This is a genomic window from Myroides sp. A21, assembly GCF_000807225.1.
GTDB classification, from domain to species: domain Bacteria; phylum Bacteroidota; class Bacteroidia; order Flavobacteriales; family Flavobacteriaceae; genus Flavobacterium; species Flavobacterium odoratimimum.
In genome coordinates, this window is the sequence record NZ_CP010327.1 from 1,747,326 (window position 1) to 1,763,383 (window position 16,058).

At 35.2% G+C, this 16,058-nt stretch carries 10 protein-coding genes; 3 read left to right on the plus strand and 7 right to left on the minus strand.

Annotated elements, in window-relative coordinates; translation table 11 throughout:
- Positions 1 to 2: 2 nt before the first annotated feature.
- A complete protein-coding gene (locus MYRA21_RS08080; protein WP_006257436.1) occupies positions 3 to 1,064 on the plus strand; it encodes a hypothetical protein in 1,062 nt (353 codons plus the stop codon).
- Positions 1,065 to 1,166: 102 nt separating this feature from the next.
- Here the strand turns inward: MYRA21_RS08080 and MYRA21_RS08085 are convergent, their stop codons facing one another.
- Complete coding sequence (locus MYRA21_RS08085; protein WP_006257435.1) at positions 1,167 to 2,357, minus strand: hypothetical protein; 1,191 nt, start codon at positions 2,355 to 2,357, stop codon at positions 1,167 to 1,169.
- 401 nt (positions 2,358 to 2,758) lie between these two features.
- On the opposite strand from MYRA21_RS08085, the gene MYRA21_RS08090 reads away from it, so the two are divergent.
- A complete protein-coding gene (locus MYRA21_RS08090; protein ID WP_006257434.1) occupies positions 2,759 to 3,757 on the plus strand; it encodes a 2-hydroxyacid dehydrogenase in 999 nt (332 codons plus the stop codon).
- A gap of 99 nt (positions 3,758 to 3,856) precedes the next feature.
- Here the strand turns inward: MYRA21_RS08090 and MYRA21_RS08095 are convergent, their stop codons facing one another.
- Both MYRA21_RS08095 and MYRA21_RS08100 read right to left on the minus strand, forming a co-directional pair.
- Positions 3,857 to 6,226, minus strand: coding sequence for a TonB-dependent receptor domain-containing protein (locus MYRA21_RS08095; protein WP_006257433.1), 2,370 nt, complete (start codon positions 6,224 to 6,226; stop codon positions 3,857 to 3,859).
- A gap of 30 nt (positions 6,227 to 6,256) precedes the next feature.
- Positions 6,257 to 8,638: an outer membrane beta-barrel family protein gene (locus MYRA21_RS08100; RefSeq protein ID WP_006257432.1), complete on the minus strand. Its 2,382-nt coding sequence runs from the start codon at positions 8,636 to 8,638 to the stop codon at positions 6,257 to 6,259.
- Between the two features lie 467 nt (positions 8,639 to 9,105).
- Here MYRA21_RS08100 and MYRA21_RS08105 point away from each other — a divergent pair, with 467 nt between their 5' ends.
- Positions 9,106 to 9,390 carry a helix-turn-helix domain-containing protein gene (locus MYRA21_RS08105; RefSeq protein WP_006257431.1) on the plus strand — a complete coding sequence of 95 codons (285 nt, stop codon included), beginning with the start codon at positions 9,106 to 9,108 and terminating at the stop codon, positions 9,388 to 9,390.
- 116 nt (positions 9,391 to 9,506) lie between these two features.
- Here the strand turns inward: MYRA21_RS08105 and MYRA21_RS08110 are convergent, their stop codons facing one another.
- The 4 genes from MYRA21_RS08110 to MYRA21_RS08125 form a co-directional block, all read right to left on the minus strand.
- Positions 9,507 to 10,508: a beta-ketoacyl-ACP synthase III gene (locus MYRA21_RS08110; protein ID WP_006257430.1), complete on the minus strand. Its 1,002-nt coding sequence runs from the start codon at positions 10,506 to 10,508 to the stop codon at positions 9,507 to 9,509.
- Positions 10,509 to 10,671: 163 nt separating this feature from the next.
- The gene (locus tag MYRA21_RS08115) at positions 10,672 to 11,568 is read right to left on the minus strand and encodes an AraC family transcriptional regulator (protein ID WP_006257429.1); all 897 of its coding nucleotides are present in this window, start codon (positions 11,566 to 11,568) and stop codon (positions 10,672 to 10,674) included.
- Between the two features lie 198 nt (positions 11,569 to 11,766).
- The gene (locus MYRA21_RS08120; RefSeq protein WP_006257428.1) at positions 11,767 to 14,952 is read right to left on the minus strand and encodes an efflux RND transporter permease subunit; all 3,186 of its coding nucleotides are present in this window, start codon (positions 14,950 to 14,952) and stop codon (positions 11,767 to 11,769) included.
- Between the two features lie 27 nt (positions 14,953 to 14,979).
- A complete protein-coding gene (locus MYRA21_RS08125) occupies positions 14,980 to 16,041 on the minus strand; it encodes an efflux RND transporter periplasmic adaptor subunit (protein ID WP_006257427.1) in 1,062 nt (353 codons plus the stop codon).
- Positions 16,042 to 16,058 lie beyond the last annotated feature (17 nt).

Below are 16,058 nucleotides of genomic sequence, written 5' to 3' on the forward strand. Positions count from 1 at the left end.
TTATGAATTATAATTTAGAAATACAGAAGATCTTATTAAAGGTAGAAGAGTTACCTAGTTTTAGTGATAAAGTAAAGGCATTAAAAGAGGCTATTGCCCTTGCAGATAAGCACAATGATTTAGACTGGGGGTTTGATTTAAGATTGACTTTAATTCAAAAAGAGAGAAATACCTCTAAGTGTGAGGAGAGTTTTCCTGCTTTTGCCTGGATACTTAATGCAAGTGATTCTAACGAAGATTATTTTGACGAGTCAGAGTTCTTATGGGAGTATAAGTGGATGTTCTGTTCTGCTTACCGCAATGCTTCTATTTCTTTAGAGCAAATTAAAGAAATAGGAGATGACTTAAGAAGACGTCTTACAAAGAACGGATATAGTGATAGAGCATATTATAATGTAATGACTGGATATGCATTGCATCTAAGAGATTATAAGTTAGCACAAGAGTATATTCGTTTGGCAGATGAAGAAATCTTAGACGATATGGCTAACTGTCCAGCGTGTGAATTAGATACTAAAGTAGAGACTTTATTAGACTTAGGTCATATAGATGAGTCATTAGTAAAGGCGCAAGACTTGATCAATAAGAAGTTGACGTGTTATTCAATGCCATTCCAGACTTTCTGTAGTTTCGCTAATAAGTTGTACGATGCGGGTGATGATAGAGCTTCTATCTACTTCGATAAAGCATTAGAAGAATATCACGCACATGATCAATACGATAGTTCTGTAGGATACTCTATGGGAGAGTTAGTGTCGTATATGGCAAAGACAAAGCACCCTGAGATGTGGAGCTTCTTCTCTCGTATCTGTGAGTGGCAGTTAGGAGCAGAAGATATACATATCTATAATTTTGCTAAGGCAATGGCTCCGTTGATGAAAGGGGAAGGAGAAGTGACATTAAGTTTATCTCCACTATTACCTTACTATCAAGAGTCAGGTGTGTATAAGCTATCTGATTTGTATACTTACTTTAAAGATACGGCTTATGATTATGCCAACAGATTTGATCAACGCAATCACAATACTAATTTTATACAAGAAGTAGATAAAGCATTAAACTAAACGTGCTTATTGACTTTAGATATTTACAGCAAGACTTCAGAATATGAGGTCTTGCTTTTTTTATACAAAAAAAAGCCACTCTTTTTGGGAGTGGCTGTATCGTTAGAATAGGCTAATCTGTCCGTCTTGTTCAGCTTTGACTATTTTCTTTTCTTTTTTCTTCTCTTTCTTTTCTTTTCGTTCACTAGGTTCAACCTCAATCATTTCTACATCAAATATTTCTATTTGCATAACATCTTGACTATATGGAATGTCCTCTTCTTCAGTAAGCAGGGTATTCATTTCTTGTTCTGGCTGTGACGAGATGATAGGTTCGTGATTGATAAGATCTTGTTCATCTACATTTATACCAGTTTTAGCAATATTAAATAACTCGTTGTATTTAGGATCACTGAAGGTTACTTGTTCTGCTGTATTCTTTTTCTCTGAAGATGGTGAAGGGTCTTCTGTAGTAATTCTCTCCCAATCTAACTTAGGTTGACTTTCTGGTATACTCGTCATGAATAAGTCTTCCTCTGTACTGTAGATCGTTTCTTGAGTAGGGAATGTTTCAGATGTTGTATTAGATTCCTCTGTAGAACCTATTGTTTCTTCTGTCACATCCATTTCTTTCTCTAGATAAGAATTATGATCTAAAGGGAGTTCGTTATCAGGGATTATTTCTTCCTCTACAGAAGGCGTGAATAACTCTTCTAAGGTATTAGGCATAGTAGATATTACCTCATGAGATAATTCCTCGTTAGGCATATTTATTTCTTCTTCATGATCACTAAAGGCATCTGTCATATCAAATAGAATAGGGATCTCTACTTGATTAGGATCTACTGTATGAGCGTCTTCTACACCTTCTAATACTAAGATTCTCTCAGGCTTAGTCTCTGTAACCTCTATTGGGTTATCTTCTACTAAGTCTTCATCTATGATAGTGATATCTTCTTCTTTAGCGAAGATGTCTAGTTTATTATGTAGCTCTGAGATAAGTCTTTTTATCTTTTTGATATGTAAGTTATCATTGAATAATTCTTTTTCGTGAACAGCCTCTAAAAGCTTATACATAGAATACGCTTCATGGTATTTCAATACTAATGAATGCTTTTTATTATGATCAAGAATAGAAACTTGTTTCTGTATGGTCTTTGCTTTATCTTCTAACTTATTGATTAAATCTTCTTTGATGCTTATTAGTAATGCGTCTGTGACATTCTCTACAATATAGTCATCTGTATGCTTAACCATTTTGATGACTGTAAGCAATACGTCATTATTTAATTTAAGTTGAATTTTTGCAATCATTTTATTCGTGAAAAAGGCTTGTTTATTTACGTTCAAGAAAGTTCACAAAATAATGAAAAATTATTGTAAGTGCTACGTATTTAGGGGAAAATATTATTAATTGGAGTGGGTTAGGAGGATTTATAGACTAGAATAAATAGTTGTTTTTGTAATGAGTTGATTTGTTTAGTTTTATGTTTTTGTAGTGTCCTTTTTTTCTTAGTTTACCTCATAAGATTTTGAAGATAAATGAAGATATATAAAATTGTTATTAAAAGGATTGCTTTTAACCCTACGTTTATTGGGTAAAAGAAGTCGCATTACGTGGTTTAATGGTTTTTTATCAGTAACTTTAATAAGTGAAACAAGGAAAATACCTTGTCTCATAGAGACAGAAATAATAATATTAAAAATAGTAAGATATGAAGATTGCTTTTTTTTCTACGCAACCTTATGATGTGACATTCTTTGATAAGGAGAATAAACAATTTGGCTTTGAATTAGAATACTTTGAAACGGGTTTGGATGAACAAACAGTGAATGTGATTACAGAAGGTACTGATGTAGTATGTGTATTCGTAAATGATAAAGTAGACGCTGAGGTGATTAGTAATCTAGCTAAAAAGAATGTTAAGTATATTGCTCTTCGTTGCGCAGGGTTTAATAACGTAGACTTGGACGCTGCTCATCAACATAATATACGAGTTTGTCGTGTACCTGCATATTCACCAGAAGCAGTAGCAGAGCATACACTAGCTATGCTATTTACTATTAATAGAAAGATTCACAAGGCGTATAATCGCGTTAGAGAACAGAACTTCTCTTTAAATGGATTGTTAGGAACGAATATCTATAAAAAGACAGTCGGAATTATAGGTACGGGTAATATAGGCGCGGTTTTTTGTCGCATGATGAAAGCTTTAGGTACTGAAGTGCTAGCTTATGATATCTATAAAAATGAACAATTAGAAGCTGAAGGGATTCGTTATGTAGAGTTGGAAGAACTATTTACGAAGTCTGATATTATTTCGCTACACTGTCCACTTACACCAGATACGATGCATCTGATTAATGAAGATACGATTAGTAAAATGAAAGATGGAGTAATGCTGATTAATACGAGTAGAGGTAAACTGATCGATACGCACGCTATTATACAAGGGTTAAGAGCAAAGAAAATAGGAGCTTTGGGAATAGATGTATACGAGCAAGAAGAGAAGGTGTTTTTTAGAGACTTATCAGGTACAATATTAGAGGACGAACGTTTACAATTATTGACTTCGTTCCCAAATGTATTAGTAACTGCTCATCAGGCTTTCTTTACAGATGAAGCACTGACTCAGATAGCCTTTATTACATTAGATAACCTAAAACAACTTAAAACGAATAATGAGATAGTAGGTAGAAATGCTGAACTATAACTGATTTATTTTTGAGATTTTATGTAAGACAAGGGGCTGTCTCATTCTATAATGAAACAGCCCCTCTAAGTAATAATTGTTCTAACTAACTCAATTCATTTAATTACTTCTGTTTTTATCTTCGAAATTTGCTTCTTGTATTGCTTTCTTGTTCTTAGAGTTACCGAATGTATAGGATGCACTTATACTGAATCTACGAGAGTTCCAAGAGTTCTTGAAAGACTGTACATTATCTTTGTAATAAGAAGTACCATTGCTCTTACCAGTATTGAAGATGTCTTGCATGGTCATATTAATATTCAGTTTTTTGTCTAGTAAAGCTAGTTTAGCCCCAAATGAGAGTGAGCTATATGAGCTGTATCTAGTGTTGTCTTCCTTATGTGGTATTTGGTGATACCAGTTAAGTAATAGTTTTAAAGTCTTTGCATTATTCACAGAGAATGTGTTTTGTGAATAGTAATCAAATAAGTTTCCTTTTAGTCCTACTTGTGTTGCTGCTTCATTTCTGTAGTATGGAGATGACATTATGTATTCTAATCCTGAATTTGTTTCCCACCAGGCTGTTATCGCATTGTTATAAGAGATATCTACACCATAGTTATCACTGTTGAGCATATTGTATGTCGAACTCATGAATACACCATCTACGTACTTATTCATATAATCAAACTGATCAGTCATATGATAGTAATTAAGATTCACAGATAATGCCCCATTATATACATAACTTAGTTCGTAGTTGTTTGTATAAGAAGGATTAAGTTCTGGATTACCTTGATGATATGTATAGCTATTAGAATAATACTTAAACGGATTTAAGACATTAGAGTATGGTCTATTAATACGCTTAGAGTAGTTAAAACTAAATGAGTGTGTCTCATTAGGCGTGAATGATACATACGCTGTAGGGAACCACTTACCATAAGACTTCGTGAACTTCTCGTTATTATCTAGTTGATGACCTTTTGCCTCTGTTTGTTCATAGCGCATTCCACCTTTTACACTCCACTTCTCTGTTAGCTGTTTAGTGAAGCTTAGGTATGCAGCATAGTTATCTTCAGTGTAGTTAAATCGATTACTCTTTAGAGGATCTAATGTAGCATTGCCATTCTTGATATTAAAATAAGTTACTTGAGCTTTATTGTCATAAGTAGTATACTTTGCTCCAAACTCTACTTCTGCCCAAGGCAAGTGATAAGTTAAATCCGCATTTAGACTATATACACTATACTTAAGCGTATTAGTATAGGTATTATATCTTCTAAGTACAGAGCTATTATCAAATTCTTTGATATCAAATGATTGGTCTGGTGAATTAGAGAAATAATTAGCACCTATCGCTATTTTACTCCCTAATGTATCTAGTTTCTGATCAAAGAATAGATTAGCTGTATGATAGTTATTTTTAGTATAAGATCGGTTTACTGAATTAATAATAGAATCAGTTGCTGTAAAAGGATAACTTTTATAAGTAGAAGTTGTAAATGCTCTAGGGTCACCAGAGAATTTAGTATAATTGTATGAACCACCTATAACAGCATTGTCTGTCAGCTGATAGTTCGTAGTGATACTTGCTCCTCTATTTTTATAAGAAGACTCATTTAAAGAGTTGTTGCCTAAGTACCTCTTATCATCTTGATAAGTGTTGTCATTGGTGTTAGAATTGTTGCTATTATTGATATTACCTTTAAGCATTACGCTCCACTTCTTGTTTTGATAATTTAAGCTACCATTACCACCACCAGAATTATAGTTGTTATATGAATAGTTAGAACTCACTGTTCCATATACTCCCATGCGTTTATTCTTTTTTAAGATGATATTGATGATACCTGCATTACCACTTGCTTCATATTTAGCAGAAGGAGTTGTTATTACTTCTATTTTTTCGATATCATCAGAGCGCAGTGTACGCAGGTAGTTTGTTAGTGCATCCCCTTGTAGTTCTAGCATTCTATCATCTACCATGATACGTACATTGTTTTTACCACTGATACTGATTTTGTCGTTTTGTACTTTGACCATTGGCGTAGTGGCTAGTGCTTCTAAGGCGTCCATTCCTTGAGAAGCGATGCTATTAGCTGTATTGTACACCAGTCTATCTACTTTTCGTTCTACTAATCTTTTTTCAGCATGCAGAACGATCTCATCTAGTTGTTGCTCATTTTTTACGGAGATATTTTTTAGATCGACATCACTCTGAACTGCTAGTTGTTGTTCACTTACTAATTGACCTAAGTGGAATATCTTAAGTACATAATCTCCCTTGGCAATATCCTCCATACTGAATAGACCTGTTTCGTCAGAGAAACTCTGTTTTACAAAAGTATCATTAGGTCGAAATAATTGTATCTCTGCATAATCCACAGGTTTGTCAGATTGGTCTACCACAGTCCCCTTGATAGAAGACTGTGCTAGTATGAATTGACTACATAGAATAGTTAAAAGTAATGTGAATAAGTTTTTCATCGTTAGTTAGTTGTAGTAGGTTGTATTATATTATTTTCTGTTTCTTTCTTCAGCGTTACCACCTTGGTGTTCTCTTACTTTAATCTTACTATTTCCAAATGAGTAACTTACACCTAAATTGAAATAACGTTGGTCGTAGTAGTTATAGTATTTTTGATTTACATTGTTTGTATTGGTAGAAGCTGTCTGCGAACCAGTTTTAAAGATGTCATTAGCATAGATTGATAGGTTTAACTTTTTGTCAAGCATGGCGTATTTCATTCCTAAGTTTAATGCATAGACCTCAGTTACTTCCCAGATACCTACTTTTAAACTTGGTTGGTACCAGAAGTCTACTTGAGCAGTCCATGTCTTAGATGAGTTTAGATAAGCTGTATTATTCGATGTGAAGTAATAACCACCTCCATTGTTTATGTCTAATTTTACATCTTTACTAAGTTTAGATTCAGCATAGAATGCATAGAAACCATTTTGAGATTGTAACCAAGGGAACGTATTAAATGTATAACTCATTCCAGCGTTATATCTTGTATAATCTAATATATTATCTCGTAGATAAAGTGTTTTATTAGTTGCTATATCTACTATTGGATACTGAGAGTATTCGTCTTTCGTATTCGAATAAGACATACTAAAGTCTAGTTTACCTTTATAGTTATAATTAAATTCTACTTTATCCGTAAAGGCTGGTTGTAGTTTAGGGTTTCCTTCAGCTACACTATATTCAGTGATGTACCATTTAAAAGGATTCAACTCCCAAAATGCAGGTCTAGAGATACGTCTGTTATAGTTGATCGATAGTGTATTATCGTCATTTACTTTATAAGCTATATATACAGTAGGAAATAGTTTCGCATAATTCTTTTTATTCTTGATATCATATACCACAGATGTTCCAGTAGTCTGCGTTGTTTCCAATCTTAATCCTACTTGAGCAGTCCATTTATCATTAAACTCTTTACTAGCATTAATGTATAAAGCTTGTGTGTTTTCTTTGTATTCAAAGTTGTCTTTTTGTTTCAAGTCTTCTATAGGTGTACCAGATGATAGATTAAAGAAGTTTGTCTTGTTATTTGTTACCACGAAACTTGCCTTAGCTCCATAAGATAACTTAGCCCATTTTAAGGGTTGTTCAAAGTCTATCTTAGCACTGAAGTTTTCTATTTTTTGATTACCCGTAGAGTTTGCTATGAACATATTGTTAACAGAGTTATCAACAGTTGTTGTATTTGTGTTGAAAAGTCTCTCTTTGTTGTTCACATAGTTGAAGTAATCAACGTCTATTGAATACTTAGTTCCTAGAGTATCAATCTTATGTAGTAAGTTTATATTAGCAGAGTGAGTGTTATTAACTCCGTCATTTTTAGCGTTTGTTTTGACATATTTAACAGGGTTATTAACAAGGTTATTAACAGTGATAAGACCACCATCATCAAACTTTGGATCTCCTGTTCCTCCATTGTATTGAGCTCCTATAGATGTTTTATCAGTGATTTGATAATCTATCTGGAAGTTACCCGATAAGTAGTCATTATTGTTGTAACGCGTACTTTTTCCATTCCAAGTTTCAGTTGGATAGTATACTGTTGAGTTCTCTACTACATTGTAACCTCCCTTACTACCAGTAATTCCTGCTTTTAGCGATACTTTATCTTTATTATAACTAAACACATCACTAATTCTGAATAAGTTCTTAGTCGATTGTTTATAACCTGCACTGATTTGGTTATTCCACGCATCAGGAAGAGCTTCTTTTAAGACGATGTTGATTAATCCACTATTTCCTTCAGCATCATATTTAGCAGGAGGTGTAGTGATTACTTCTATTTTTTTGATATTGTCAGAAGGGATACTTTTTAGGTATTGTAGTAATTGTTCACCAGTTAGCTGTACTAGTTTATCGTTGATCATTACACGTACATTACTTTTACCTACGATAGAGATATTCTCGTTATCTACTTTAAGACTAGGAGTTAGTTTTAATAAATCTACAGCATCGTTATTCGTAGCGTGTACAGAGTTCTCGATATTAAATACAGTGCGGTCTACTTTGCGCTCGAATACCTTCTTAGTCGACTCTACTACGATCTCGTCTAGTTTAGTATCTTGTTGTATCGTGATAGTTCCTAAGTCTAAAGACTGGTTTACCTCTATATTTTTGTCATAGGCTTTTACTCCGAAACTGTGTATCTGGAACGCGTATGTATTATTTTCTATATCGTGTATCTCGAAAGTCCCTTGCTCGTTTGTGAAGGCAGATTGTACTAAGTTACCTTTTGTATCTAGCAAGTATATTTCTGCAAAGTCCACAGGAGCTTTTTCTGTATTTTGTACAGACCCTTTTAATGTGTTTTGTGCATTTACACTTAATGCAGTTAAGAATAAAGCAGTTGAGATAAATAATGCTTTCATTGAGTTTTATAGTTTACTTGTTTGTAAAGTATAATTCTATTTGTGTGCCAATAAATTAAATTTATTGTAAGGTGTTGTTATTTAATTGTTTGAGTTTTTATTGAATTAAGGTACTGTTCATTATCGAACAGCTTTTTTCTGAAAATGAACATTTTTTGAACACCAAAGGTCAGTAATGTTCAGTAGAAGTAAAAAAAGTTGTACAGTTGTAGAATAGATAGGTCTATAAACAAAGAAAACTGCTTGGGGAAGCAGTTTTCTTAGGCTAGATTATATGATTAATGAATTTCAAATTGAAGTTTTAATCATTTTGAGCTAGACTGGCTTGTTGTTTATGAAAATTTGTTCTACAAAATTAAGTATATTTTTGATATGTTTTACTTTATATGCAGAAAAGTGGTACTTTTGTTACATAGATTAGTGTAAAATTAGTGTTTTACGGGAAGTCAGTCTTTAAAAGTAATGCTATGGATATTGATAGAATCAAGAGTATAAGAAAGAATTCAGGCTATTCACAAGAGTATGTCGCTGAAAGATTAGGAATTTCGCAAAAAGCATATTCTGATATAGAGAGTGGAAAAACAAAGCTAAAGAATGAGGTGTTGTATGAAATCGCTAAGATTTTAGAAATATCTCCAGCAGCTATTTGTCCTATTTCTTGTGAATGTATCTCTAATATAGAGAATAAGCACAATGAGCTTTTAGCTTATTTAGATGCGAAAGGGATAGAATACCCAGCTAAGTATATCTAAGAAATAGATGAACAAACTTTCATTAAGAAGAGAGTTTATACCGAAATAAGAGATATAAAAAAAGTCCTTCGAATAATACCATATTCGAAGGACTTTTTATGTATTTACAAAGTTGATTATATTGACCAACGCAATAAGCTAGCTCCCCAAGAGAACCCTGCTCCAAATGCTGTTAGAAGTACTAAATCTCCTTTTTTAATCTTATCTGTATTTTCCCAAATACACAATGGGATAGTTGCCGCAATAGTATTACCGTAGTTAGCGATATTGACTAATGTCTTCTCTTCTTGTATTTCTATTTGCTTCCCTACAGCATCGATGATTCTTTTGTTTGCCTGATGAGGTACCAGCCAGTTGACATCCTCTACTGTAAGATTGTTTCTTTCTAGAACATTTAGACAAGCATCACTCATAGACTGTATAGCCTGTTTGAAGACTACTTTACCATCTTGTTTGATATATTTTTTGTCATCATCCTCTTCTAGATCAGTATTAGGATATAATGAACCACCACCCTCTATATTTAAGAATGCTTTTCCTTGGCCATTACTCTGCATTAGTGCATCCATAACACCTATCTCTGTAGAAGGCTCTAACCATACTGCACCTGCACCATCACCAAATAGTATATTCGTAGAGCGATCATGAATATTGACGTACGCACTGATCTTATCTGCCCCGATGACTACTACGTTTTTATAACGTTGGCTTTCTACTAGAGAGGCTCCTAGGTCTAATGCATATAAAAATCCCGAACAGGCAGCATTGACGTCGAATCCCCATACATTCTCTATACCTAGCTTTTCGCATACAATATTGGCTGTAGCAGGCATAGGCATATCAGGTGTAGACGTAGCTACTATGATAGCGTCTATATCTGTTCGTTTTTTGTTATATGTAGTGATTAGATTTTCTATGGCTCTTACAGCCATATCAGAAGTTGCTAGTCCTTTCTCAAGTATTCTTCTCTCTTTTATTCCTGTTCTTTTTGTAATCCATTCATCAGACGTGTCTGTTACCTTAGCTAAGTCCTCATTCGTTCTTTTTTGCTCAGGTACATACCCACCGATCGCTGTGATATTTGCGTATATAGTTTTGTGAGTAGTTGTTTTTATCATATTGTTATGCGTCTTTATTTCAAGTGAGTTAAATCTTCTTAACTCTTACTATCTTTAGATTTTATGCATCAAATATCGTTATTATTACTTATTTTATAATAGATAATTAAACGGCAATAATTGTCTAAAAGGCGTTTTTATACCAAAGGCTTCTAAATAAACTTTATAGATTATTTTTAAAGTCAGTAGGAGATACTCCTGCATGCGTTTTAAAAAACTTACTGAACACGGATAAATCTGTAAAGTTCAACTCATTAATGATATCTGTGATAGATGATTTAGGATTTCTAAGGAGTACCTTAGCCTCTAAGATTATGGTTTCAGATATGATCTGTTTTGGCGTTTTTTGGAATACCTCTACTATGATTTTTGTAAGGTGCTTTCTACTGATATACATGGATTCTGCATAGAACTGTACACTTCTCTCTTTCTTGAAATGAGTTGAAACAAGGTAAATGAATTTTTTTGCCAACTCTTCTCTTCTCATCAGTTTAGTATTGCTTTTTTGTAATACAGTTTTGCTGTAGAAGTTGCCTAGTTCATACATCAGTATAGAGAAGTGGTGTATGATGAGTTGTTTAGCATAGATATTATCTGTGTTATAAGACAGTTGTGTCAGCCTTTTGATATTGTTTTTAAACTCTCTAAACACCTCTCTAGTCAAGGTGATAATCTTAGGGTATTCAGAAGATAAGAAAGAAACCAAACTATGAGATTTGACGTGAAACCCCGCTTCTAAGAATAGGTCTGGGTCAATGAATACCGTCTTTACAGAGAAGTCTTCTGTTAGTCTTTTGATCTCAAAGAATTGATTAGGTAGCACTACTAGTAAGTCATCCTTTTTAATGATAGTAGGTTCTAGATTAATCGTAATCTCACATTTACCCCCTGTCACTAAGATTAACCCAAAGGTGGTAAACTGATAAGGTTTATCAATAACGAAATACTGCTTGTGCTTAGGGCCTATATCTAGTATAGCTAATCTTTTGTCCGTTAGAACATTCTTATAGCGATGCGTTATATCGCTTAGAGAATAGACTTGTATATATGAAGTATCCACGATGAATCTACAGTTTTAATTATTGTCTAAAATTAGTAATTAGATTGTAGATAGAAGTTAATATAGATTAATAAACGTATGAGAGAGTTTGATTATTATCTATCTATAAAACAGCTATACATAAGTGCTATAAAATCAAAACCTCTGAGAGAATATGATATCTCCCAGAGGTTTCTACTTGTTGTTATGAATGTTCTATTATTCTTTATCTATATGTTTAGCTGTGAACTCATCGATAAAGCCTTCATTGTAGTCATAGTCAGCAGTCATTAGCTCATTATAATCTACTTTTTCTTTTTTAGAGAATCGGCTTCCTATCTTATCGAAGATAGAGTAGATGATAGGCACGATGACTAAGGTCAGTAGTAGAGAGGATAGTAGCCCTCCGATGATCACTACTGCTAGCCCGTTATTCATCTCAGCACCTGCACCATTCGCTAATGCGATAGGCACCATCCCGATCACCATCGCGATAGTCGTCATTAAGATTGGGCGTAGACGCGCATGGTTAGCTGCGATAAGCGCATCGTGTACACTGTCTCCAGCATCTACTCTGTGATTCGCAAAGTCTACTAGTAAGATAGCATTCTTACACACCAGACCGATTAGCATAATGATACCCAGTATCGTGAAGATGTTCAGTGATATATTCGCTATCGCTAATGCTAATAATGCTCCAATGAATGACAGCGGTACAGAGAAGATTACGATGAATGGCTTAGAGAAACTATCATATAGCGCTACCATTACTAAGTACACTAATATAATAGCAGCTAATAAAGCTACTCCTAGTGTACCAAATCCTTCTTCTTGATCTTCCATCGTTCCAGTCCATAAGTATTTAACACCAGGTTTTATAGTCAGTTGTTCGAACTGTGGTACCCACTCTTCTGCTATCGCACCAGGAGCGCGTCCTATCGTTTGAGATTTAATAGTCACAGACGGACTCTTATCTCTACGCTCTAGGATAGAGGGACCAGAACTATACTTAATATCTGCGAACTGAGCTAGTTTTATATCTTGCCCTACATTATTCTTAAAGCTGATCTCTTTTACATCATCTATCGTCGTTCTAGCATATTCCTGAAATCTGATATTGATGTCGTACTCATATTCTCCAGCTCTAAACTTACCATCAGTATTTCCGTTGAACGCCGTTTGCATGGTCATACCTACTGTGTACATATCTAGACCTAGTGCTGCCATCTTATCACGGTTTACCTGTACATTGATCTCAGGGCTACCCGTTTCCGTAGTCAGCTTTGTCTCCATAGTACCCGGTATTTTATCTAATAGCTCTTTCGCTTGTATGGCGAAGTCCATAGCATCGTCTAAGGTAGATCCTGTTACTGTTAAGGCTAGAGGTGCTTCTTCAGCTCCGATTAGTCCTACGGGTACAGTCTTTACTTTTGCCTCAGCGATGAGTGGAGCTAGCTCATTCTTTAACTGTGCAGCATATACGAATGAGTTCTCTTTACGTTCTTTCTTATCCGTTAAGATTACGTGTATCTCAGACTTGTATTTAGTAGCTTGTGCTCCACCATATCCTTCAGAAGATTGACCTACGGTAGTGATCATATCTACTATCTCAGGTTTAGTGCTTAAGAAGTCTTCTACCTTTTGAGTCACTTTATTTGTCTGTTGTAACGACGCATCTTTATCTAATTCTAACTGTACTAAGAATTCTCCTTTATCCGTCTTAGGGAAGAACTCTGCTCCGATATACCCCATCGGTAATAAGGCGATCGATGCAAAGAAGGATATCGCTACGATAACAATAACAATGATTGTGTTACGAGTAGAGTTTAACGACCACACGAGTAAGTTAGAAATCCCGTGTGTGAATGAGTTTAACCCTTTTTCGAATCCATGTATAATCTTACCAAAGAAGGTAGAGGGCTTAATCACTTCGATACGTCCATATCTAGAGAATAACCATGGTACAATAGTGAATGATACTAATAAGGATAGCATAGTCGCTATAATTACAGTCACACAGAACTGTTTAATGATATTCGGTACTAGACCTGATGACATCGCGATCGGTAAGAATACAACTACGATTACTAAAGTAATAGCAGTAACAGTGAACCCAATCTCTTTAGCCCCATCATACGATGCACGTACTTTGTTTTTACCCATCTCCATGTGTCGGTGGATATTCTCTATCACTACGATGGCGTCATCCACTAGGATACCTACTACTAAGGATAAAGCTAGTAAACTCAGTAAGTTTAGCGTGTACCCCAATAAATATATTCCAATAAAAGTAGCAATCAAAGATAGTGGGATAGCCACCATCACGATGATCGCGTTTCTTAAACTGTGTAAGAAGAACAACATCACGAATGCCACTAAAACTATCGCTAAGAATAAGTCAAACATTACAGCATTCGCTGCCTCTAGTGTGAACTCTGAAGAGTCATTCGCTACTTTTATCTTTAAGTTTTGATCACTGTAGTTGCGTTCTACTTCTGTGATAGTCTCATGTGTTAGCTCTGATACAGTCACCGCATTGGCATCAGACTGTTTGATGACTTGCATTAAGATAGTAGATTGCTGATTTAGACGGGCGATCTTTTCGATCTCTTTAATACCGTCCTGTACATCAGCTACATCACCTAAGCGAATATCTATACCCCCCTGAGAAGCGATGACTAGCTTTCTCATTTCCTCTACATCCTTGTATTTCCCTTCTAGGCGGATGATGGTTTGTTTGTCATTCGACTTTACGTTACCTGTAGGGAAGTCTAGGTTAGACCCTAAGATGATCTGCTGTACCATAGGTACGCTCAGACCATAGGCTTCTAGCTTTTTAGGGTCTAATAATACCTGTATCTGTCTTTCTTCACCTCCGATAAGCTCTACCTTAGCTACTCCATTCACACGAGAGAAGATAGGTTGTATCTTTTTGTCTAATAAGTCATATAGCTCTTTCTCTGTTAAGTCACTCGTGATACTTAGTGTAAGAATAGGTAAGTCACTCAGTGAATATTTCTGTAGCGAAGGAGGATCTACGTCCTTAGGTAAGTCCTTTAGGATAGCGTTGATCTTGCGCTGCGCATCGTTAAGAGATAGGTCTACGTCAGCAGTAGAGTTTAAGTATATCATCACGGTAGACAAACTCTCGAATGACATGGCTTCTACTTTCTTTACGTTCTCTAGCGAGGCTACAGCATCTTCTATTTTTTTGGTTACAGTGTTTTCTATCTCAGCAGGTGAAGCTCCTGGATAGACTGTGGCTACTGTAATTACGTTTACTTCGAACTTAGGAATTAATTCGTAACTCAGATTTTTATAACTAAATAAACCACCTAGTAGTAATGTGATGAACATTACGATAATGATACTAGGACGTTTTATTGATATTTCGGCTATTTTCATAAGTCGATCCTTTGATTTTAGAGGATGTTATTTAATGATTGATACAGGTGCACCTTCTGTTAGGTTAATTTGCCCTGATGTGATAACAGTCTCACCTTCTTTAAGACCTTCTAGTACTTCTACGAAGTCTCCGAAGTTACGACCAGCTATTACTTTCTTAGACATTGCTTTGCCTTGTACGATAGTGTACACCTGATTAGAACTAACACTACCTACGAATGCATTACGCGGTACTAATAGGATAGGTGTACCAGCATCTTTCTCTCCATCGAATAGCGCTGAGCCATACATACCTGCTCTTAATTTGTTTTCTTGGTTGTTAGCAATTAATAAATCTACAGGATAGTTAAGCGCAGCATCTGCTTTAGGAGCGATGAATGTCACTTTACCTTGGAAGGTGTCATTAGGCAATACACTTGCTTTTACCGTAATAATATCTCCTTCTTTTAGATTAGCCACATGGCTCTCATCTACATTCACTCTTAACTTAAGCTGTGCTACATTCACTAGATCAAATAACGGAGCACCTGGCGCTACGAAAGATCCTAATTCTACGTGTTTCTTATTAATGATACCACTGATAGGAGCTTTAATATTAGCATCACTTGCCGTGATACGAGCAGACTTCAGGTTAGCCTCTGCATTTTTTAGCATAAGACGCACTTGGTCTAGCTGTTGTTGAGTCACTCCTCCAGTCTTAAAAGCACTCTCAAATCGAGTAGCGTCAGCTTTAGCAGTAGCTAAGGCTGCTTCGGCATTCTGTATCTGTACATTGATCTGATCGCTATTTACCAGTGCTAATACTTGACCTTTCTGTACACGAGACCCTTCATCTACTAATAGTTTAAGGATACGTCCAGGCGTTTCTGCTGAGATTGTAACTTCTTGTTCTGGCATGAAGTTTCCATTCGCTTTATACGAAGCATCGTATACCTGTAGTTTAGCTTGTTCTGCTCTTACCGTTACCTCTGCACTGCGCTCAGCCACGATAGCTGTTTCGCGGTCATTCTTAGCTTTATTACTTGATAATATATAGACAAGACCTCCTCCTAAAACGACTAGTACTAAGGCGATAATAATTTTTTTCATGATGATAGTGATGTTAG

Coding starts and splice junctions, on each gene's coding strand:
- MYRA21_RS08080 (WP_006257436.1), top strand. CDS start 3: ATGAATTATAATTTAGAAATACAGAAGATCTTATTAAAGGTAGAAGAG.
- MYRA21_RS08085 (WP_006257435.1), bottom strand. CDS start 2,357: ATGATTGCAAAAATTCAACTTAAATTAAATAATGACGTATTGCTTACA.
- MYRA21_RS08090 (WP_006257434.1), top strand. CDS start 2,759: ATGAAGATTGCTTTTTTTTCTACGCAACCTTATGATGTGACATTCTTT.
- MYRA21_RS08095 (WP_006257433.1), bottom strand. CDS start 6,226: ATGAAAAACTTATTCACATTACTTTTAACTATTCTATGTAGTCAATTC.
- MYRA21_RS08100 (WP_006257432.1), bottom strand. CDS start 8,638: ATGAAAGCATTATTTATCTCAACTGCTTTATTCTTAACTGCATTAAGT.
- MYRA21_RS08105 (WP_006257431.1), top strand. CDS start 9,106: ATGGATATTGATAGAATCAAGAGTATAAGAAAGAATTCAGGCTATTCA.
- MYRA21_RS08110 (WP_006257430.1), bottom strand. CDS start 10,508: ATGATAAAAACAACTACTCACAAAACTATATACGCAAATATCACAGCG.
- MYRA21_RS08120 (WP_006257428.1), bottom strand. CDS start 14,952: ATGAAAATAGCCGAAATATCAATAAAACGTCCTAGTATCATTATCGTA.
- MYRA21_RS08125 (WP_006257427.1), bottom strand. CDS start 16,041: ATGAAAAAAATTATTATCGCCTTAGTACTAGTCGTTTTAGGAGGAGGT.